The 18,831-nt window shown below is 60.8% G+C and carries 16 protein-coding genes and 2 pseudogenes; 7 read left to right on the forward strand and 11 right to left on the reverse strand.

The genetic code is table 11. From position 1 onward, the window contains the following. Positions 1 to 178 precede the first annotated feature (178 nt). Positions 179 to 508, reverse strand: a complete 330-nt coding sequence (trxA, locus tag C4J92_RS25635; RefSeq protein WP_124368772.1) for a thioredoxin TrxA — start codon at positions 506 to 508, stop codon at positions 179 to 181. A 120-nt stretch (positions 509 to 628) separates the two neighbouring features. Beyond that, positions 629 to 1,324 (reverse strand): FadR/GntR family transcriptional regulator, encoded by a 696-nt coding sequence (locus C4J92_RS25640; RefSeq protein WP_124364910.1) that lies wholly within the window; start codon positions 1,322 to 1,324, stop codon positions 629 to 631. Positions 1,325 to 1,578: 254 nt separating this feature from the next. Between C4J92_RS25640 and C4J92_RS25645 the strand changes: the two genes are divergently transcribed. From C4J92_RS25645 to C4J92_RS25660, 4 genes are read left to right on the forward strand one after another with little or no spacing between them, the layout of a single operon-like run. Further along, a complete protein-coding gene (locus tag C4J92_RS25645) occupies positions 1,579 to 2,364 on the forward strand; it encodes a transporter substrate-binding domain-containing protein (RefSeq protein WP_064454657.1) in 786 nt (261 codons plus the stop codon). A 17-nt stretch (positions 2,365 to 2,381) separates the two neighbouring features. Then, positions 2,382 to 3,050 (forward strand): amino acid ABC transporter permease, encoded by a 669-nt coding sequence (locus C4J92_RS25650; RefSeq protein WP_124364912.1) that lies wholly within the window; start codon positions 2,382 to 2,384, stop codon positions 3,048 to 3,050. Then, the gene (locus C4J92_RS25655; protein ID WP_124405621.1) at positions 3,047 to 3,697 is read left to right on the forward strand and encodes an amino acid ABC transporter permease; all 651 of its coding nucleotides are present in this window, start codon (positions 3,047 to 3,049) and stop codon (positions 3,695 to 3,697) included. The genes C4J92_RS25650 and C4J92_RS25655 overlap by 4 nt, the downstream gene beginning before the upstream one ends. Then, complete coding sequence (locus C4J92_RS25660; protein WP_124405622.1) at positions 3,684 to 4,421, forward strand: amino acid ABC transporter ATP-binding protein; 738 nt, start codon at positions 3,684 to 3,686, stop codon at positions 4,419 to 4,421. Before C4J92_RS25655 ends, C4J92_RS25660 begins: the two co-directional genes overlap by 14 nt. Here the strand turns inward: C4J92_RS25660 and C4J92_RS25665 are convergent. From C4J92_RS25665 to C4J92_RS25680, 4 genes and pseudogenes are all read right to left on the reverse strand, one after another. Then, on the reverse strand, positions 4,393 to 4,932 hold the full coding sequence (locus tag C4J92_RS25665; RefSeq protein WP_124405623.1) for a hypothetical protein: 540 nt from the start codon (positions 4,930 to 4,932) through the stop codon (positions 4,393 to 4,395). The two genes, C4J92_RS25660 and C4J92_RS25665, sit on opposite strands and share 29 nt — an antisense overlap. After that, positions 4,922 to 7,423, reverse strand: a complete 2,502-nt coding sequence (locus C4J92_RS25670) for a fimbria/pilus outer membrane usher protein (RefSeq protein ID WP_124405624.1) — start codon at positions 7,421 to 7,423, stop codon at positions 4,922 to 4,924. The genes C4J92_RS25665 and C4J92_RS25670 overlap by 11 nt, the downstream gene beginning before the upstream one ends. 7 nt (positions 7,424 to 7,430) lie before the next feature. Continuing rightward, positions 7,431 to 8,147 carry a fimbria/pilus chaperone family protein gene (locus C4J92_RS25675; RefSeq protein ID WP_256657434.1) on the reverse strand — a complete coding sequence of 239 codons (717 nt, stop codon included), beginning with the start codon at positions 8,145 to 8,147 and terminating at the stop codon, positions 7,431 to 7,433. A gap of 103 nt (positions 8,148 to 8,250) precedes the next feature. After that, a pseudogene (locus C4J92_RS25680) lies at positions 8,251 to 8,906 on the reverse strand (DUF1120 domain-containing protein). A 483-nt stretch (positions 8,907 to 9,389) separates the two neighbouring features. On the opposite strand from C4J92_RS25680, the gene ppx reads away from it, so the two are divergent. Continuing rightward, entirely contained in the window at positions 9,390 to 10,892 is a 1,503-nt protein-coding gene (gene ppx / locus C4J92_RS25685) for an exopolyphosphatase (protein ID WP_124405625.1), read from the forward strand. A 127-nt stretch (positions 10,893 to 11,019) separates the two neighbouring features. On the opposite strand, the gene ppk1 is transcribed toward ppx, so the two are convergent. Beyond that, positions 11,020 to 13,242: a polyphosphate kinase 1 gene (gene ppk1 / locus C4J92_RS25690; RefSeq protein ID WP_124405626.1), complete on the reverse strand. Its 2,223-nt coding sequence runs from the start codon at positions 13,240 to 13,242 to the stop codon at positions 11,020 to 11,022. Positions 13,243 to 13,286: 44 nt separating this feature from the next. Further along, positions 13,287 to 13,535, reverse strand: a pseudogene (locus C4J92_RS25695) (porphobilinogen synthase); the annotation flags it as partial. A gap of 208 nt (positions 13,536 to 13,743) precedes the next feature. Between C4J92_RS25695 and C4J92_RS25700 the strand changes: the two are divergent. Next, the gene (locus C4J92_RS25700) at positions 13,744 to 14,379 is read left to right on the forward strand and encodes a DedA family protein (RefSeq protein ID WP_124364920.1); all 636 of its coding nucleotides are present in this window, start codon (positions 13,744 to 13,746) and stop codon (positions 14,377 to 14,379) included. Here the strand turns inward: C4J92_RS25700 and C4J92_RS25705 are convergent. After that, on the reverse strand, positions 14,360 to 15,595 hold the full coding sequence (locus tag C4J92_RS25705) for a sterol desaturase family protein (RefSeq protein ID WP_124405627.1): 1,236 nt from the start codon (positions 15,593 to 15,595) through the stop codon (positions 14,360 to 14,362). The genes C4J92_RS25700 and C4J92_RS25705 overlap by 20 nt on opposite strands. Before the next feature lie 113 nt (positions 15,596 to 15,708). On the opposite strand from C4J92_RS25705, the gene elbB reads away from it, so the two are divergent. Beyond that, positions 15,709 to 16,374 carry an isoprenoid biosynthesis glyoxalase ElbB gene (gene elbB / locus C4J92_RS25710; RefSeq protein WP_124364922.1) on the forward strand — a complete coding sequence of 222 codons (666 nt, stop codon included), beginning with the start codon at positions 15,709 to 15,711 and terminating at the stop codon, positions 16,372 to 16,374. 106 nt (positions 16,375 to 16,480) lie between these two features. Here elbB and C4J92_RS25715 read toward each other — a convergent pair whose 3' ends face one another. Together C4J92_RS25715 and C4J92_RS25720 are read right to left on the reverse strand one after the other, a co-directional pair. Further along, positions 16,481 to 16,936 carry a YaiI/YqxD family protein gene (locus tag C4J92_RS25715; protein WP_124364923.1) on the reverse strand — a complete coding sequence of 152 codons (456 nt, stop codon included), beginning with the start codon at positions 16,934 to 16,936 and terminating at the stop codon, positions 16,481 to 16,483. 2 nt (positions 16,937 to 16,938) lie between these two features. After that, positions 16,939 to 18,831, reverse strand: coding sequence for an FTR1 family protein (locus C4J92_RS25720; protein ID WP_124405628.1), 1,893 nt, complete (start codon positions 18,829 to 18,831; stop codon positions 16,939 to 16,941).

Here is an 18,831-nt window from a genome sequence, read left to right on the forward strand (position 1 = left end):
GCCGCGCCGCAGAGAAGGCGACAGGATCGCGTACTAATCGAAAAGGAATGCGTCGGCGACGGCTTGCAGGGGGCAGTGGAGAAACCAGTGCGGGGCCGAATGTACCACCTGAATTTCGGAGCGTCTAGCCCTGTTTTACGAAAAAGCCCCGAGATTTTCGGGGCTTTTTTGGCGACGCTTAGATGTTGGCGTCGAGGAAGGCTTGCAGTTGGGACTTCGACAGCGCGCCTACTTTAGTGGCTTCGACGTTGCCGTTCTTGAACAGCATCAACGTCGGAATACCACGCACGCCGTGCTTGGCCGGGGTTTCCTGGTTCTCGTCGATGTTCAGCTTGGCAATGGTCAACTTGCCTTCATAAGTGGTTGCAATGTCGTCCAGGACCGGAGCGATCATTTTGCAAGGGCCGCACCATTCGGCCCAGTAGTCAACCAGCACCGGGCCGGCAGCCTTGAGTACTTCGGCCTCAAAGGTCGCGTCGGTGACGTGCTTGATAAGATCGTTGCTCATGGATGTCTCCGGAATGTAAGCAAAAAAAACGTTGCCCATCATAGCCGCCCTTCCCCCGTTCAGGAAGCCGCCTCTGATTGAGTCTTGCTATGGCGACGCATGACTTTGCATATCGCCGGTTCACGGTGCGACGGGTGTGACGAAGGCTATACCCGTGCGCAATGCGGCATTACGTACATGTTCCTGCATGGTTTTCTGCGCCGCCGCACTGGTGCGCCGGGCCAGGGCACGCAAAATCCTGCGATGCTCCTGCCAGGTTTCCATGGCGCGCTCTGGTCGGATGAACGGTAGTTTCTGGCTTTCCAGGAATACATCGGCGCTGGCGCTGAGAATGCTCACCATCGCCTGGTTGCCGCTGGCCAGCAGGATGCGCTGGTGAAACTTGAAGTCCAGCCGGGCGGCAGCTTCAAAGTCACCCGCTTTGAGCACCTTGCGCATCGCCTCGACATTGTCTTCCAGGCTGTCGAGCTCGTCAGTGGTCAATGTGACCGCCGCCAACCCTGCCGCGAACCCTTCCAGGGCGTAACGCAGCTGGAAGATCTCCAGCGGCGTGGCCTGCGCCGCAAACGGCCAGGCGAGTTCGGACGGTGGGTCCGGCGCCTGCACAAACACACCCTTGCCCGGCTGCACACTGACCACACCCAAGGCGCTCAAGGACGATAACGCCTCACGCAACGAGGCCCGGCTGACGCCCAACCGCACCGCCAGATCGCGTTGCGAGGGCAATGCATCGCCCGGCCCGAAGCCCTGCTCCTTGATCAGTTTGCGGATGGCCTGCAGAGCCGCTTCCGGTACGGCTTGGGCGATGGAATTCATAAAAACTCAAGGTTCCAGTCAACTGAGCGGCTAGTTGTAAAGCTATTCACGCCTGCCGGCAAGCCACGCCCCAAAGGGGCTCGCGGGGTTTTTACGGCGCTCGAAAAGGGTGCGAAAAGTTTAAGGACTGTTCAGACCAGTAAGACCATCCCACCTCAACGGATCCGTGCCTTACAGACAATTCCATGAGCGCTGGCATGGGCTGTGCACTGGGCAAACTCAGAAAATTCCTTCGCCCTTCTCGGAGAGTTGCCATGACCAAGCGCTACAGCGCCCTGCTCACTGCCCTGTTTGCCAGCCTGATGCTGAGCCAGGCACCCGCCCAGGCCAACGGTTTGGACGACATTGTTGCCCGAGGCACCCTCAAGGTCGCCGTGCCGCAGGACTTCCCGCCGTTCGGCTCGGTGGGCCCCGACATGAAACCCCGCGGCCTGGATATCGACACCGCCAAGCTGCTGGCCGACCAGCTCAAGGTCAAGCTGGAGCTGACTCCGGTCAATAGCACCAACCGCATCCCCTTCCTCACCACCGGCAAGGTCGACCTGGTGATCTCCAGCCTGGGCAAGAACCCCGAACGCGAAAAAGTCATCGATTTCTCCAAGGCCTACGCGCCTTTCTACCTCGCCGTGTTCGGCCCGCCTGACGCGGCGATCAGCACCACCGACGACCTCAAGGGCAAGACCATCAGCGTGACCCGTGGCGCCATCGAGGACATCGAGCTGACGGCTGTCGCGCCCAAAGAGGCGACCATCAAGCGCTTTGAAGACAATAATTCGACTATCGCCGCCTACCTGGCCGGCCAGGTCGACCTGATCGCCAGCGGCAACGTGGTGATGGTGGCGATCAGCGAGCGCAACCCGAAACGCGTACCGGCGCTGAAGGTGAAGCTCAAGGACTCCCCGGTGTACGTGGGTGTGAACAAGAACGAGCCGGCGTTGCTGGAGAAGGTCAACCAGATACTGGTCGCGGCGAAGGCTGATGGCAGCCTGGAAAAGAACGCTATGCAGTGGCTCAAAGAGCCGCTGCCGGCTGACCTGTGACGCGACGGAGCTGACTGATGGCGTATCAATTCGACTTTGTACCGGTGCTGGCCAACACCGACCTGTTGTTACGCGGCGCCCTGTTTACTCTTGAGCTGACGGCTATCGGCGCACTCCTGGGAGTGGCCCTGGGCACCGTCGGTGCAGTTGTGCGGGCGTGGAAGATTCAGCCGTTCGCCTGGTGCTTCGGCGTGTATGTCGAGTTGATCCGCAACACGCCCTTTCTGGTGCAGCTGTTTTTCATCTTCTTCGGCCTGCCGTCCCTGGGCTTGAAAATCACCGAGTGGCAAGCCGCCGTACTGGCGATGGTGATCAACCTGGGGGCCTATTCCACGGAGATCATCCGTGCCGGTATCCAGGCCATACCGCGCGGGCAACTGGAGGCTGCGGCGGCATTGGCCATGACGCGTTTCGAAGCGTTTCGCCATGTGGTGCTGCTGCCGGCACTGGGCAAGGTGTGGCCGGCCCTGAGCAGCCAGATCATCATCGTGATGCTTGGCTCGGCCGTCTGTTCGCAGATCGCTACCGAAGAGCTGAGCTTTGCCGCCAACTTCATTCAGTCACGCAATTTCCGCGCCTTTGAAACCTATGCCCTGACCACCCTGGTGTACCTGTGCATGGCGTTGATGATTCGCCAGTTGCTCAACTGGATCGGCCGCCGCTATGTGATGAGGAACAGCCGATGAGTGATTTTTCCTTCTGGGACATCGTGCGCAACCTGCTCACCGGCCTGCAATGGACGCTGTTGCTGTCGCTGGTGGCGTTCATAGGCGGCGGTATGATCGGCCTGCTGGTGATGGCGATGCGCATCAGTCACAAGGCATTCCCGCGCAATGTCGCCCGCACCTATATCGAACTGTTCCAAGGTACGCCGCTGCTGATGCAACTGTTCCTGGTGTTTTTCGGTGTGGCGTTGCTCGGGGTGGATATTTCGCCCTGGCTGGCGGCGGCCATCGCCCTGACCCTGTTTACCAGCGCCTACCTCGCCGAAATCTGGCGCGGCTGCGTTGACTCCATTGCCCACGGGCAATGGGAGGCATCGGCCAGCCTGGCGCTCAACCCCCTTGAACAACTGCGCTACGTGATCCTGCCCCAGGCCCTGCGCATTGCCGTGGCGCCGACCGTGGGGTTTTCGGTGCAGGTGGTCAAAGGCACCGCCGTGACTTCGATCATCGGCTTTACCGAGCTGACCAAGACCGGCGGCATGCTCGCCAATGCCACCTTCGAACCCTTCATGGTCTACGGCCTGGTGGCCCTCGGTTACTTCCTGCTCTGCTACCCCTTGTCCCTCAGTGCGCGCTACCTGGAAAGGAGACTGCATGCCTCTGCTTAGAATTTCCGCCCTGCATAAGTATTACGGCGATCATCACGTACTCAAGGGCATCGACCTCACCGTTGAAGAAGGCCAGGTGGTGGCGATCATCGGCCGCAGTGGCTCGGGCAAATCCACCTTGCTGCGGACCCTCAATGGCCTGGAGTCGATCAACGACGGCGTGATCGAAGTCGATGGCGAATACCTCGACGCCGCCCGCGCCGACCTGCGCAGCTTGCGGCAGAAGGTCGGGATGGTGTTCCAGCAGTTCAACCTGTTTCCACATTTGACCGTTGGCGAAAACGTCATGCTTGCGCCGCAAGTGGTGCAGAAGGTGTCCAAGGCCAAGGCCGCGCAGCTGGCCAAACAGATGCTGGAACGCGTTGGCCTGGGAGAGAAGTTCGATGCCTTCCCCGACCGGCTGTCTGGCGGCCAGCAACAACGCGTGGCGATTGCGCGCGCCCTGGCCATGTCACCCAAGGTGCTGCTGTGCGACGAAATCACCTCGGCACTCGACCCGGAACTGGTCAACGAAGTGCTGAGCGTGGTGCGCCAACTGGCTAGGGACGGCATGACGCTGATCATGGTGACCCACGAAATGCGCTTCGCCCGGGAAGTCGGTGACAAGCTGGTGTTCATGCACCAGGGCAAGGTGCATGAAGTGGGCGATCCCAAGGTCCTGTTTGCCAACCCGCAGACGCCTGAGCTCGCCAACTTCATCGGTTCTGTGGAGCAGCCGGGCTGACCAGTTCGAAACGACCCTGCCCCTCCAGCGACGTCTGGCTTCGCACTTGCAGCGCCTCGACGGGCAGGTCGGTGTCGATGTCGACCTGGGCGGTCAAGCGCTGACCTGTTACCGGCCTCCCTGCGACGCGTGCCGTCAGGACCTGGCCCGGTAATAACTGCCCAGCCGCACCGCCGCCGGGCGGCTCCCAGTCGACGGCACGCCCATCCACCTGTGCATGCTTGAGGCTAAGCCGCAACCGCCCCTGCCGGCCAAAACGGAACGCTTGCCCATCGGCGGCACCGATAAACCGCAACGCCATCACCGACGGCTCGACGCACAATACGTTGAGCTGCAGCGTGCGCGTGGCGAGCGTCACGGTGGTGCTTTCGACCAGCGCCTCCCGGCGAATGACCCCGTAGTCGATACGCGGTTGGCTCACGGACAATCGGCAGTTTTCGGCGTGCGCCCCCTGAGCCAGCAACACCGTACAAAACAGCGCACAGCCGAGGCATTTAAGCTTACCGACCATGGCACACCGCCGCTGTTGTATCGAAGAACTTGTCATGATCAGGCTGGCTCCCAGGGGAAATGTTCAGCAGGCAACTGGCCGAGTCCGGCAATGAAACCCTCAGGTCTTGCACCTCGTTCACGTCGTTCAGAAAGATCATGCCTTCGCCCACTACGCTGGTCAGAAAACGATCGCCCTTGCCGAACACCGCAGCTCCCTGAGGCAGTGGCCGGCCTTGATCATCGCTGGCGTTGACCAGCATGCGGCGCACCTTCACCACGTCGAATGCCACGGTGTTGACGGAGCCGCGGCCTGCGGCGAGCACACGGGTGCCGTTCTTTAGATCAACGCGTTTTGGCAAGGACTGGGTTTGCACCTCGATATGGCTGTTGGTGTAGGCAGGCAAGCCTGGAAGCACGGCCTGACCGGTGAAGTCGGTCCACACCGGGCCTTGCGGGGTGTCGATTTTTGCAGAGCCAATGTCGCCCACCGACGCAATACCAAACGTGTCCTGCACCGTGTAGGGCGAGAAGGTAATCCCACCTTCATGAGCGACCACGCCACCTTGCAACTGCCCGGTGTAACTGGTGCCCAACGGGTCGCGACTGGCACCCAGACCGACTCGGGTGTAACGCGGCGTGAGGTCTACCTGGCCGCGCATCGATTGCTCCTGCGCACTGAGGTCGCGCTCGACACCCACTTCATAGTTCACATACTCATTGACCCGTTCAGTGAGCGCCGTGCCGGTACGGGACTGCCCTCCACGGCGACTGACATAGCTGTTCACACGACGATCACCGCCCAGGGGCACGCTGACCTGCAGCCGCAAGGACAAATCATCATCGAGGACGGTGTCGCGCCGGTTTCGATCCCGAGTGGCGTCGCGGCGTGCCTGAGTGCTGCCCACCTGGGAGTCGGCAATCAACGCAACATCGGCATAGCGAAACGATTTGTTCCATGAGGCGAACAGGTGTTCGCTCGATTGCCCGTCGAATTGAGCGCTACGGGTATAGCCCAGGGAGAAGGCACCCAGGGTGGGGTCGACCCATGTCACGCCCGCCGTGTATTGATTCTTGAAGCGTGACGCCAGCACGTCGGCCGTGGTCGGGCGGCCGGCCTCGATCACCTCGCGATAGCCGCGGGTCTGGCTGGTTGCGCTGAGGTTGAGCTCGACATTGGCGAATACTGGGCTGCTCACGGACACGCTACTGCGTGAACCGGACACGGCATTACGGCTGTCGCGGGACAGGTTATGACGTGCGCCCACCGACACTCGCTGGAAAAACACGCTGCTCAGCGTGCCACCTGCCGACCAGTACTCGTCGGTACTCAACAAGCCGAAACCACCCGTTGAGTCGCGCCCCAGGCCCCACGTCCCGCTGCCCATGGCGACGACGGGCGACGGCCCCTCACCCTGCGTCTCTTCACGTAGTTTGCCGAGGGACAAGTAATAACCGGGTGCCGCCGGCGCGGCGCCGGCGAACGAAGCCGCCGGCACCACGAAGCTACGTCGGCCCCCGCGTACATCAATCACACTGACCTCAAGGTCGCTTGTGCCATTGAGCAGCGGCAAACCGGTCAGCCGGAAAGGCCCTTCGGGCACCAGCGTACTGTGGATCAACACGCCGGACTGACGCACCTCGATCCGCGACTGGCTCTGTGCCAGGCCTTCCACCACCGCGTTATTGCTGCCCGCCGGCACGCGCGACTGGCCGTCGGGGGAAAACTGCACACCCGACAGCTGGATGCCGCCAAACAGCGGGTTGTTGCTGGACAGCTGGCCCGCCTGGAAAGTCGAGCGCAACGCGGCGATATCCCGCTGCGCATAGGCATACAGGTGCTCGCTGTGCGTCACGCCGTTATCGGAGACGTAGATTTGACGACTGCGAAGAATCCAATCACCCAGGTTGAAACCCGCTTCGGTGTAAGCCGACACGAACCGGTTGTTCCCACTGCGCGAATGGCTGTCGAAACCCTGCACATCATAGTTGAACAAGCCCGCCGCACCGCCCCGGGCGAACTCCCCGGCCTCCCACTGCGGTTCGCGCAGTGATGAGGTGGGCACCACCAACGCCACTTCATCGTTGCCAGGGCGCAGCCGCACCATGGTCGTGGGAAACTCCCCCAGAAAGTCATGGCATGCCTGGTCGGCAGTGGCGCCTTTGCGGACGATGGCAGTGGGTTTGACCAAGCCGGCTTTGTCCAGCAATGCCGGGGTAAAGCACAATAGCCCATCGGCATCGAACTGGGCGTCCACCAAGCCGAGCGGGTTGCCGTTGACTTTCAACCCCACCACCTGGGTGCCCTCGCGAAAGCGCGCCGCCGTGCGGAAGTAGTCCGAGACTTTCGGGTCAATGCCGTATGTGGTCAGTGCCGCCAAGTCAAAGCCCTCGCCCAGTTCCAAGGCAGGGGTAACGCCAGGCAAGCTCCACAGTGTTGCCATCCCCATGAGCAACGTGGGTCGGCGGGTCCATAAAAAAGCTCCGGTTCGGTGACTCGACAGGTTTGTCATGGGTCGATCAACCCCCGTCGGTATTGATCGGGGCCCGGTAGTTTTCTACCGAAAAGCCGTAGATCGTGGCCGGTTGAATCTCTATATCAGTCAGTTCCTCCAAGGAGCCCTCAACCTTCACCGCCAGCGCTTCGCCCGGCAAAATGTAGGTGCGCGGCAGCGTAGCCAGGGCTCCCTGTGGCAATAACCGAACCTGCGGAGCCATGCGCACCACATAAGCGCTATCGTTGTGGACCGTCAAACGTTGCCCTGTACGTCGCCACTTCAGCAGCTCCCAGGGCGTGTGATGAACCGGCAGGCCTTGGGGATGCAGGATCAGCGGCAAATTCTGCCGCAAGGTGATACCAATGGTCGCACCGCCCGCAGCACGCGCCTGGGGAATGCCCTCGAAAGACACGCGTTTGAGCCGCTGAGTCTTCAACGGGGCCTTCAACGTGCTGATGAAACGCACCAGTTGCGTTTCGCCCCCTTCCACCCGCGCAATAGGCGGCGTCACGATCAAGAGCGGTTCCACATCTTCCGGTATGTTTTCTATTACCGAATGCAGCAGCGCTGGAGCCGCGTCGGTATTCTTGATGTTTATCGTCGCTTCACCCTGCTCTTCGTTCAATACAATGACCGTGGTTTCCGGCAACATACCATCAGCCACCGCAACACCGATAAAGCACAAGAGCAACAGTGCATATAATAAACGCGTACTCTTTCTTACGGGACGACTAAGCACTCTGTGTTCCCCACAACCTTGAAGTTGACTATTGAGCGACGGACGCGCTTATAAAACAGTCGACCAGAAACACATGTTTCTTGATCGACTGTTGTTATGTCGCTTAGATGTAACTCAATTCAAGTGTTGCGCGCCCATCAAGGGTAACGTCACGACTCAGGTCCAGGTCCTGGCCTTTATTGATCACCGCGCGCACAGCAATCGTCCCGGTCAACTGGTTGATAGAGGCAGGTGTGGCGGCCGTGCTGCTGCGCCAGGAATATTGGCTAGGCGCTTGTGCGACTTTGCCATCACTGTTCTGCCAGGCGCCGGCGCTGATTCGCATGATCGGAAACAGTGTTGCGGTCGGCGAGCGCAGGTCCCTGAGGGTAACGGCAAAGCCACCCGTTCTCCGGCCGGCCACAGTCCCCAACCCAAAGTTGTTCGCCTCGGTGTAACCACCCCGAGCGCAGTGAGGATGCCCGTTACCTTGCTGCCGGCCTGCAGGTCGACAAATTTGAGCCCGAACTTGGCAGGCGTATTGCCACAGCTGACGGTGATAGGCGTGGTTTTCTCGGTGAGCGCGTTAAACGCCGTCTGGGACAGTTGGCCCGAAGGAATATCGCCGTAGTTGATAATGCCACCGCCGCTCATACTGAGGTTACAGGCGGCGGGCTTGATGACCCCCCTGACGATCAGTTCTGCGCTGGTGGCAGCATGTGCGCCAATGTTTGCCGCCAGGCAAACGAGACCCAGGGTCAATCCAACAATTTTTTTCATATTCGACCTGTCACTTGAAAGTTAACAGGTGCTCTCTACGTTCGTCTTGGCGGTTCCATCGCCAAACGGTTTATCTTCCTGGATGTCTACAACGACACATAAATAACACCAAGGCAAAATTGCCGGGTAACAGTGTGTCGCCTTGGTGCTTCATTAAAGAATCAGATAACGCCTGGGTTAGTGTGAGAACTGTAAAACCTGCTGGTCATTTAAACCCAATTTAAAAGTAGGCTAAAACAAAATACCCGATGACATAATCAAACGCGTCCTGTAGGGAAAATCAAAACGCGGCTTTACTACGAGGCGAAGTTAAAACTCCTACAAAATTAATTCACTACTCCCCCGCTTGTCATTCGATGACATCCCACATATCTCACAAATTACCCCCACAGACAGCCGCAGAAAAATTACCGAAGCACAACGCGTTGGCTCCAGCGGTCGATCGTGGCACGATGGCAAGGTTATCGACCGAGACCCCAAACCATGCCGCAATCCCAAGCCAAGAACCTGTCCCTGATCGCTGCCATCGACCTGGGCTCCAACAGCTTTCACATGGTCGTGGCCAAGGCCCAGAACGGTGAAATCCGCATCCTTGAGCGGCTCGGCGAGAAAGTGCAACTGGCTGCCGGGATCAACGACGAACGCCAGCTAAATGAAGAGTCCATGCAGCGCGGCCTCGACTGCCTCAAGCGCTTTGCGCAACTGATCAACGGCATGCCGCCTGGCGCTGTACGAATAGTGGGCACCAACGCCTTGCGTGAAGCCCGTAACCGCAACGAATTCATCCATCGCGCCGAGGAAATCCTCGGGCATCCGGTAGAGGTTATTTCCGGTCGCGAGGAAGCACGCCTGATTTACCTCGGGGTCTCCCATACGCTTGCCGACACCCCGGGCAAACGCCTGGTGGCGGACATTGGCGGTGGCAGCACCGAATTCATCATCGGCCAGCGTTTCGAACCCCTGCTGCGCGAAAGCCTGCAGATGGGCTGCGTCAGCTACACGCAGCGTTATTTCAAGGACGGCAAGATCACCCCGGCGCGCTATGCCCAGGCTTACACGGCAGCGCGGCTGGAAATCATGAGCATCGAACACGCCCTGCACCGCCTGAGCTGGGATGAAGCCATCGGCTCTTCCGGCACCATCCGTGCCATCGGCCTGGCGCTCAAGGCCGGCGGCCATGGCACCGGCGAGGTGAATGCCGAAGGCCTGGCGTGGCTCAAGCGCAAGCTGTTCAAGCTGGGGGATGCCGAGAAGATCGACTTCGACGGCATCAAGCCTGACCGCCGCGCCATCTTCCCCGCCGGCCTGGCGATTCTTGAAGCCATTTTCGACGCCCTCGAACTGCAACGCATGGACCACTGTGACGGCGCCCTGCGCGAAGGTGTGCTCTATGACCTGCTCGGTCGCCATCACCATGAAGATGTGCGTGAGCGCACCCTCAGCTCGTTGATGGAGCGTTACCACGTAGACGTGGAGCAAGCGGCGCGCGTAGAGCGCAAAGCCCTGCACGCCTTCGACCAGGTGGCCGATGACTGGGACCTGAAAAACGGCGTATGGCGTGAACTGCTGGGCTGGGCCGCCAAAGTGCACGAGGTGGGCCTGGACATCGCCCATTACCATTACCACAAGCACGGCGCCTACCTGATCGAACACTCGGACCTGGCCGGGTTCTCACGGGAAGACCAACAGATGCTCGCGCTGTTGGTGCGCGGCCACCGCCGCAATATTCCCAGGGACAAATTTGCCGAGTTCGGCAAAGACGGCATCAAGCTGATTCGCCTGTGCGCGCTGTTGCGCTTTGCCATCCTGTTCCACCACATCCGTGGCACCCAGGAAATGCCCCAGGTGAAGCTGCGCGCCGACGGCGACAGCCTGGAAGTGATGTTCCCCAAAGGCTGGCTGGATGAAAACCAGCTGACCCAGGCGGACTTCGCCCAGGAAGCGGAGTGGCTGACGCGAGTGGGGTTCAGCCTGAACCTGCATTGAAGAACACCGCAAAACAAATGTGGGAGAGGCTTGCTCCCGATGCGGTGTGTCAGTCACTTGATACTTTGACTGAGACACCGCCATCGGGGGCAAGCCCCCTCCCACATTGGATCGCAGCGAACCTTGCTTAATTCACCGTCAGGATCGGGCTGCCCAGCTTCTCCAGCAACGTGGCCTGCGCACTGCGCGGGTTCTGGTTGCCTGTCGGTGTGTTGCGCACATACCGCCCATCCGACTGCAGGCTCCAGCTGTGGGTGTTGTCGGTCAGGTAGCTTTCCAGCTCCTTCTTGACCCGCATGACCAGCTTCTTGCCCTCCACCGGGAAGCAGGTCTCCACGCGCTTGTCGAGGTTGCGCTCCATCCAGTCGGCGCTGGAGAGGAACATCTGCTCTTCGCCACCGTTGAGGAAATAGAACACCCGCGTGTGCTCCAGGAAGCGGCCGATGATCGAGCGCACATGGATGTTATGCGAGACGCCGACAATGCCCGGGCGCAGGCAGCACATGCCACGGACCACCAGGTCGATGCGCACGCCCGACTGGCTGGCCTTGTACAGCGCGCGGATGATCTTCGGATCGGTCAGCGAGTTGAATTTGGCGATGATGTGCGCCGGCTTGCCTTCGAGGGCGAACTGGGTCTCGCGGGCAATCATGTCGAGCATGCCCTTCTTCAGGGTGAACGGCGCGTGCAGCAGCTTCTTCATGCGCAAGGTCTTGCCCATGCCGATGAGCTGGCTGAACAACTTGCCGACGTCTTCGCACAGGGCGTCGTCGGACGTCAGCAGGCTGTAGTCGGTATAGAGCTTCGCGTTGCCGGCGTGGTAGTTGCCGGTGCCCAAATGGGCGTAACGCACGATTTCACCGGCTTCGCGGCGCAGGATCAACATCATCTTGGCGTGGGTCTTGAAGCCGACCACGCCATAGATCACTACCGCACCGGCTGCCTGCAGGCGGCTGGCCAGTTGCAGATTGGATTCCTCATCGAAGCGCGCTCGCAGCTCAATGACCGCCGTGACTTCCTTGCCGTTACGCGCAGCGTCGACCAGGGCATCGACGATTTCCGAGTTGGCGCCGGAGCGATACAGCGTCTGGCGCACAGCCAGGACGTGCGGGTCCTTGGCGGCCTGGCGCAACAGGTCGACCACCGGGGTGAACGACTCGAAGGGGTGCAACAGCAGAATGTCCTGCTTGCTCACCACACTGAAGATGTTCTCGCTGTTTTGCAGCAGTTTCGGGATTTGCGGTGTAAACGGCTTGTATTGCAGCTCCGGGTGGCTGTCCAGGCCGGTGATGCTGAACAGGCGCGTCAGGTTTACCGGGCCATTGACCTGGTACAACTCGGATTCGGCCAGGTTGAACTGCTTGAGCAGGTAATCCGACAAGTGTTTCGGGCAGGTATCCGCCACTTCCAGGCGCACCGCATCGCCGTAGCGCCGCGAAAACAGCTCACCGCGCAGGGCACGGGCCAAGTCTTCGACGTCTTCGGAGTCCAGCGCCAGGTCGGCGTTACGGGTCAGGCGGAACTGGTAGCAGCCCTTGACCTTCATGCCCTGGAACAGGTCATCGGCGTGCGCATGGATCATCGACGACAGGAATACATAATTATCGCCAGCGCCCCCTACTTCTTCGGGTACCTTGATGATTCGTGGCAACAGGCGCGGCGCCGGGATGATCGCAAGGCCCGAGTCGCGGCCGAAGGCGTCGATGCCTTCGAGCTCGACGATGAAGTTCAGGCTCTTGTTCACCAGCAACGGGAACGGGTGCGTGGGGTCGAGGCCGATCGGGGTGATGATCGGTGAAATCTCGTCACGAAAGTAACGGCGCACCCAGGTCTTGATCTTGGTGGTCCAGTGACGGCGACGGATGAAGCGGACCTGATGTTTTTCCAGTTCCGGCAGCAGGATGTCGTTGAGGATCGCATATTGGCGGTCCACATGGCCGTGCACCAGCTCACTGATGCGCGCCAGGGCCTGGTGCGGTTGCAGGCCGTCGGCACCGGCTTGCTCACGGGCGAAGGTGATCTGCTTCTTGAGGCCGGCGACGCGGATCTCGAAGAACTCGTCCAAGTTGCTCGAGAAGATCAACAGGAACTTGAGCCGCTCCAGCAACGGATAGGACTCATCCAGCGCCTGTTCCAGCACGCGAATGTTGAATTGCAGTTGGGACAGCTCGCGGTGGATGTACAGGCTGCTGTCATCCAGGTTGGTAACCACGGCCACTGGCGCCGGCGCCGGCGCTTCGGCGGCCACCACAGGCGGGGCAGGCTCAAGCTCCGGCGGGGTCTCGGTGACTTGTTCAACCACCGGATGAGCGTCTTTTACGGCAACTTCTGTAAGTCCTTCGGTATTCATCGAGTGTTCCTGTGAGGGCTATGGTTGCTCTCTAAGCAATTGGGCAGCGCCGGGATTCCCAGCTCCACCCAATGAGCGGCTTCTTCGAGCAGCAGGTCAATGCTCAAGCGCTCCACCCCCGGCATCGAGGCCACCGCTTCCCGGCGATTTTCACCGTCCAGCACGAATACCGGCAGGATCAGATCATTCGTCGTCAGTACATTTTCACGTACCAGACGGCGAGAAAAATCATCACGGCGGTTGCGACGCAGACGTGTAGCGGGAAATAGCCGGTTGGCGGGGATAAAGCTCACGACAGACTCCTGAGCCCGCGTTTACGGGCGGGCGGTGCAGTTATAAGCGGCCATTATGACGAATGAATGACAGTTGTGCTTATCGATGCGACCTGAAGTCGCATTCGGCATTTGCGTAGGAATTGTTCACTTCGTGACACATCTCGATACTTTCATGAATCTTCGTGAAGGCGTAGGCTGCGCGTTCATTTCGCCAGCACCCTAGACCATGCTTCAACAATTTCTGCATGACTTCGGCTACTTTGCCCTCTTCCTCGGCACGTTCTTCGAAGGCGAGACCATCCTCGTGCTCGCAGGCTTCCTGGCGTTCCGTGGATACATGGATATCAACCTGGTGGTGGTCGTTGCCTTTTTCGGCAGCTACGCCGGCGACCAGCTGTGGTACTACATGGGGCGCAAGCACGGCCGCAAATTGCTCGCGCGCAAACCGCGCTGGCAATTGATGGGCGACAAGGCGCTGGAACATATCCGCAAGCATCCGGATATCTGGGTGCTGAGCTTTCGCTTCGTCTACGGTTTGCGCACGGTGATGCCAGTGGCGATTGGCCTGTCCGGCTACCCACCTCTGCGGTATTTGATCCTCAACGGTATCGGTGCGGCGATATGGGCGGCTGCGCTAGGGGCTGCGGCCTATCATTTCGGCGCGGTACTCGAAGGCATGCTCGGCAGTGTCAAGAAATACGAGCTGTGGGTGCTGGGCGCCTTGCTGGTGCTGGGCTTGGGCCTGTGGCTGCGACGCCGCGTCAAGAATGCCCGCATCGCCCGCGAAGCGTGTGCCGAAGCCAAGGCCCGGCTCGCTGCCGAACCTGCCCCGGTCGAACCCCCTAAGACGCCAGGCGAGTAACCCGGCTTCTGCAGCAGTAGAGGCCGATCACGCTGAGCAGGCTGTAGCTCAGCAGCGCCAGCCAGCCCAGAGTGCTGGCCGGCCACAGCCCGACCCACGGGGCCAGCCATACCAACGGCAGATTCAGCCCCAGGCGCACCCCTTCTGCCTTCAGCGCCCACGGGCGATTTTCCAGTGCGACCCCCAGCGTGAACAGCCCCAGGGCCATGGCGCCCCAGCCCAGCACCAGCACCGCCGTGGGCAGGCCTTCTGCGAAATTCATCAAATAACTGCCAAACCCCACATAGACCGCAAACTGCAGGGCAACGTAGATCTGCTGGCGCGTATCCAGCGGCACCTCGAATTTGCGGAACTGGGCCAGGTCCGGCTTGGTCATCGGGTACCTGGCTTTCACGTCTGCGGGGCGCCAGCCGGTGCGCATGAACCAGATGCGCAGCTTGTCCCAGCGGTTCTCAGTACGACGGGCATCGCTCCACAACTGCGCATAAAACTGCAGGTTCGCCCACAGCGGATTCCAACTGGCCAGGGGCGTGGTAACGCCGAAAATCACCGGTTCGTTGTCGTCTTCTTCCTGGAACGTGCCGAACAAGCGGTCCCAAAAAATGAACACCCCGCCATAGTTGCGATCCATGTAGAGGGCGTTCTGCGCGTGGTGGGCACGATGATTGGACGGTGTAACGAAGAACACCTCGAACCAGCCGAGCTTGGGCACGTGACGTGTATGCACCCAGAATTGATACAGCAGGTTGAGCGAAGCCACACTGACGAACACCACCAACGGCACACCGAGCACGGCCAGGGGCAGGTAGAAGATCCAGCTCAACAAAAAGCCGGTACTGGTCTGACGCAACGCGGTGGTGAGGTTGTAGTCCTCGCTCTGGTGGTGCACTGAGTGCGCAGCCCACAGGATATTGCGCTCATGGCCCAGGCGATGCAGCCAGTAGTAGCAGAAGTCGTAGAACACAAAGGCGGCCACCCAGGTCCACACGCTCTGGGCCGACCATTCGATCAGCGCCAGGTGCTTGAGGGCGAATGCATAGGTGAGCAAACCCACGCCCTTGGTCAGTAACCCAGTGGTGGTAGACAGCACGCCGGTGCTGAGGCTGTTGATAGCGTCGGCTACTCGATAGTTGCGCGCACCGCACCAGCGGTCAGCCAGCAGCTCCACCACGATCAAGGCAATGAAAAACGGTACCGCGTAAGGCACGAAGTCCATGGGCTAGTCCGGTCTATTTTTGTTACATCAGATTAGTGCAGTCCCATGAGATCCCATTGGCAACAGGTTACAAATTAGTAGACATTTAACGCCATGAATCAGGAGAAATGCCCATGAGCAAAAAGATTGCAGTGATCCTTTCCGGCTGTGGCGTGTACGACGGTGCAGAAATCCATGAAAGCGTGATCACCCTGCTGCGCCTGGACCAGCGCGGCGCTCAGGTTGAGTGCTTTGCGCCAGATATTGCGCAACTGCATGTGATCAACCACCTTACCGGCGAAGAAATGCCCGAATCGCGCAATGTGTTGGTGGAGTCAGCGCGCATCGCCCGAGGCGCGGTGAAAGATATCCGTGAGGCCAACGTGGCTGACTTCGATGCGCTGATCGTGCCGGGCGGGTTTGGCGCAGCGAAGAACCTGTCGAATTTCGCAGTGGAAGGCGCCGGCTGCAGCGTCAATCCTCAGGTGCTGGAGCTGGCGGAAGCCTTTGCCGAAGCGGGCAAGCCGGTGGGGCTGATCTGCATTTCCCCGGCCCTGGCCGCAAAAATCTACGGCCCGGGCGTGATCTGCACCATCGGCAACGATACCGACACCGCAGCGGCCTTGGACAAAATGGGCGCCACCCACCAGGAATGCACGGTGGAAGATATTGTCGAGGACAAGGCGCGCAAGTTGGTGAGTACACCGGCGTATATGCTGGGCAAAAATATCAGCGAGGTGGCGTCGGGCATCAACAAGCTCGTGGACCGGGTGCTTGAACTGACCCACGAAGACGACTAACGCCCTCTTTCTGTAGGAGCGAGCTTGCTCGCGAAGAACCTGAGAGCGCCGCGTTCATCCAGAGTGCCCGCGTTATCGTTGCCGTTCTTCGCGAGCAAGCTCGCTCCTACACAGGCTTCATCAAGCGGGTGAGCAGGCGGTCCAGCGCGTTGGCGAACGCCTGTTTGTCCTTCTCGCTGTGCGGCGGTGGCCCGCCGCCCATCTGGCCTTGCTCGCGCAAGTCGGTGAACAGGTTACGCACTGCCAGGCGCTCACTCATGTTCGCCGGGCTGAACTCTTTGCCGCGCGGGTCGAGGGCCGTGACACCCTTCTTGACCAGGCGGTCCGCCAAGGGCACATCGCTGCAGATCACCAGTTCGCCCGGCATGGCGTGCTCCACCAGGTAGTCATCGGCCGCGTCAGGGCCGCTCGGCACCACGATCAGCTTCACACAGGCAAAGCTGGGTTTGATCTGGCTCTGGCCGGCCACCAGCACCACGTCAAACTGGCGCTTGAGGGCGAACTTCACCACCTGATCCTTGGCCGCCCGCGGGCAGGCGTCCGCATCGATCCACACCCGCATGACTATGCCGCCACCCGCTTCTCGGCCAGGCGACTGCGGCCATACAGCACCACAATCGCCAGGATCGCCACGGCCTGCGCACTCAACGAATACGCATCGGCGTGGATGCCCAGCCAGTCGAAGTCAAAGAACGCCACCGGCCGCGTGCCGAAGACGCCCGCTTCCTGCAATGCTTTGACGCCATGCCCGGCGAACACCACCGAAAGTGCGCACAGCAGCGCGGCGTTGATACCGAAGAACAGCGCCAACGGCAGCTTCGCCGAACCGCGCAGGATCATCCAGGCCAGGCCCACCAGCAGCACCAATGCGGTGGCGCCACCCGCCAGCACCGCGTTGTGCCCGGCCGGGCCGGCTTGCAGCCACAGGGTTTCGTAGAACAGGATCACTTCGAACAGCTCGCGGTACACCGAGAAGAAGGCCAGCAGCGCAAAGCCGAAACGCCCACCACCGCCCACCAGGCTGCTCTTGATGTAGTCCTGCCACGCCGCCGCGTGGCGCCGGTCGTGCATCCATACGCCCAGCCACAGCACCATCACGCTGGCGAACAGCGCCGTGCAGCCTTCCAGTAATTCACGCTGGGCGCCGCTGACATCAATCACATACGCCGCCAGCGCCCAGGTCGCCAAGCCGGCCAACAGCGCCAGGCCCCAGCCGACGTTGACGCTGCGCACCGCCGATTGCTGGCCGGTGTTACGCAGGAAGGCCAGGATCGCGGCCAGCACCAGGATCGCTTCCAGGCCTTCGCGCAGCAGGATCAGCAAACCGGAGATGTAGCTCAACGACCAGCTCAAGCCATCGCCGCCGAGCAAGCCGGCGGACTCGCTGAGCTTGCCCTTGGCTGCATCCAGGCGCTGTTGCACCTGTTCGATCGGCAGCCCGTCCTGCAAGGACTGGCGGTAGGCCATCAGCGCCTTCTCGGTGTCTTTGCGCACGTTGGCGTCGACGTTATCCAGCGAGCTTTCCACCAGCTCGAAGCCTTCCAGGTAAGCGGCTACCGACAAGTCATAGGCTTGTTCGTGGTCGCCGTTACGGAACGCGGCCAGGCTTTTGTCCAGGGTGGCGGCGGTGTAGTCGAGCAACTGTGCCGGGCCACGCTTGACCTGCGGCGGCTGTGCGCGTTGGGCGCGGAAGGTCGCTGCCACTGCCGGGCCGTCGGCGGCCAGTACTTCGTTGGGCGTCTGGCGTGCCAGGTCGGCCAGGTTGAAGGTGTGTTCGCTGTTGACCGCAGCCGGGACAGCCGTGAAACCTGCGATGTAGGTGGCGAGGTCCCAGCGCTGGCGGTCATCCAACTGGTCGGCAAAGGACGGCATGTCAGTGCCTTCGACACCCAGGCCCAGGGTGTTGTAGATCGCGTAGAGGCTCAGGCGATCCAGGCGCGTGGCATCGCGCAGGTTAGCGGGCGACGGGGTCATGCCCATGCCTGCCGGGCCATCGCCAGCGCCGGCCGTGCCGTGACACACCGAACAATGCTGGGCATACAGCGGCGCACCGCGCGTAGGGTCGGGAGTGATCGCCGGCGCCTGGCTGACTTCATACGCCACCGCCAGCCTGGCGCCTAACTGACGGGCCTGGTGGGCGACAGTTGCGCCGTCTGCATGGGCGCTAACTGCCGCGAGCAACTCATCGACGCCCTTGATCAACTCGACGCGTTCGGGTTTTTCCGGCAGTTGCGCAACCAGGCCCTGCAACACGCCCAAGAACTCCACCTGTTCGCGAAATTCCGATTCGTCCACCACCTTGCCCGCCTCCACCGTGGGCGGATAGTCAGCGCCAATGTAGTCAAGCAGATGCAGCGCCTGGGGTGCGCCTTCGGCCGTCGCGGCCAACAGATTGAAGCTGCACGACATCAACGCCGGCAGCACCAGCCAGGCGAGAAAACGGAAGGGGGCAGTCAT

Origin of the sequence: Pseudomonas sp. R3-18-08 (assembly GCF_003852065.1) — a bacterium.
GTDB lineage: Bacteria > Pseudomonadota > Gammaproteobacteria > Pseudomonadales > Pseudomonadaceae > Aquipseudomonas.

What these genes read in the sequence shown, in the direction of transcription:
- C4J92_RS25665 (WP_124405623.1), bottom strand. Translation starts at nt 4,932, where the DNA reads ATGGTCGGTAAGCTTAAATGCCTCGGCTGTGCGCTGTTTTGTACGGTG.
- C4J92_RS25650 (WP_124364912.1), top strand. Translation starts at nt 2,382, where the DNA reads ATGGCGTATCAATTCGACTTTGTACCGGTGCTGGCCAACACCGACCTG.
- C4J92_RS25715 (WP_124364923.1), bottom strand. Translation starts at nt 16,936, where the DNA reads ATGCGGGTGTGGATCGATGCGGACGCCTGCCCGCGGGCGGCCAAGGAT.
- ppk1 (WP_124405626.1), bottom strand. Translation starts at nt 13,242, where the DNA reads ATGAATACCGAAGGACTTACAGAAGTTGCCGTAAAAGACGCTCATCCG.
- C4J92_RS25660 (WP_124405622.1), top strand. Translation starts at nt 3,684, where the DNA reads ATGCCTCTGCTTAGAATTTCCGCCCTGCATAAGTATTACGGCGATCAT.
- C4J92_RS25705 (WP_124405627.1), bottom strand. Translation starts at nt 15,595, where the DNA reads ATGGACTTCGTGCCTTACGCGGTACCGTTTTTCATTGCCTTGATCGTG.
- elbB (WP_124364922.1), top strand. Translation starts at nt 15,709, where the DNA reads ATGAGCAAAAAGATTGCAGTGATCCTTTCCGGCTGTGGCGTGTACGAC.
- C4J92_RS25655 (WP_124405621.1), top strand. Translation starts at nt 3,047, where the DNA reads ATGAGTGATTTTTCCTTCTGGGACATCGTGCGCAACCTGCTCACCGGC.
- C4J92_RS25700 (WP_124364920.1), top strand. Translation starts at nt 13,744, where the DNA reads ATGCTTCAACAATTTCTGCATGACTTCGGCTACTTTGCCCTCTTCCTC.
- trxA (WP_124368772.1), bottom strand. Translation starts at nt 508, where the DNA reads ATGAGCAACGATCTTATCAAGCACGTCACCGACGCGACCTTTGAGGCC.
- C4J92_RS25720 (WP_124405628.1), bottom strand. Translation starts at nt 18,831, where the DNA reads ATGACTGCCCCCTTCCGTTTTCTCGCCTGGCTGGTGCTGCCGGCGTTG.
- C4J92_RS25670 (WP_124405624.1), bottom strand. Translation starts at nt 7,423, where the DNA reads ATGACAAACCTGTCGAGTCACCGAACCGGAGCTTTTTTATGGACCCGC.
- C4J92_RS25640 (WP_124364910.1), bottom strand. Translation starts at nt 1,324, where the DNA reads ATGAATTCCATCGCCCAAGCCGTACCGGAAGCGGCTCTGCAGGCCATC.
- C4J92_RS25645 (WP_064454657.1), top strand. Translation starts at nt 1,579, where the DNA reads ATGACCAAGCGCTACAGCGCCCTGCTCACTGCCCTGTTTGCCAGCCTG.
- ppx (WP_124405625.1), top strand. Translation starts at nt 9,390, where the DNA reads ATGCCGCAATCCCAAGCCAAGAACCTGTCCCTGATCGCTGCCATCGAC.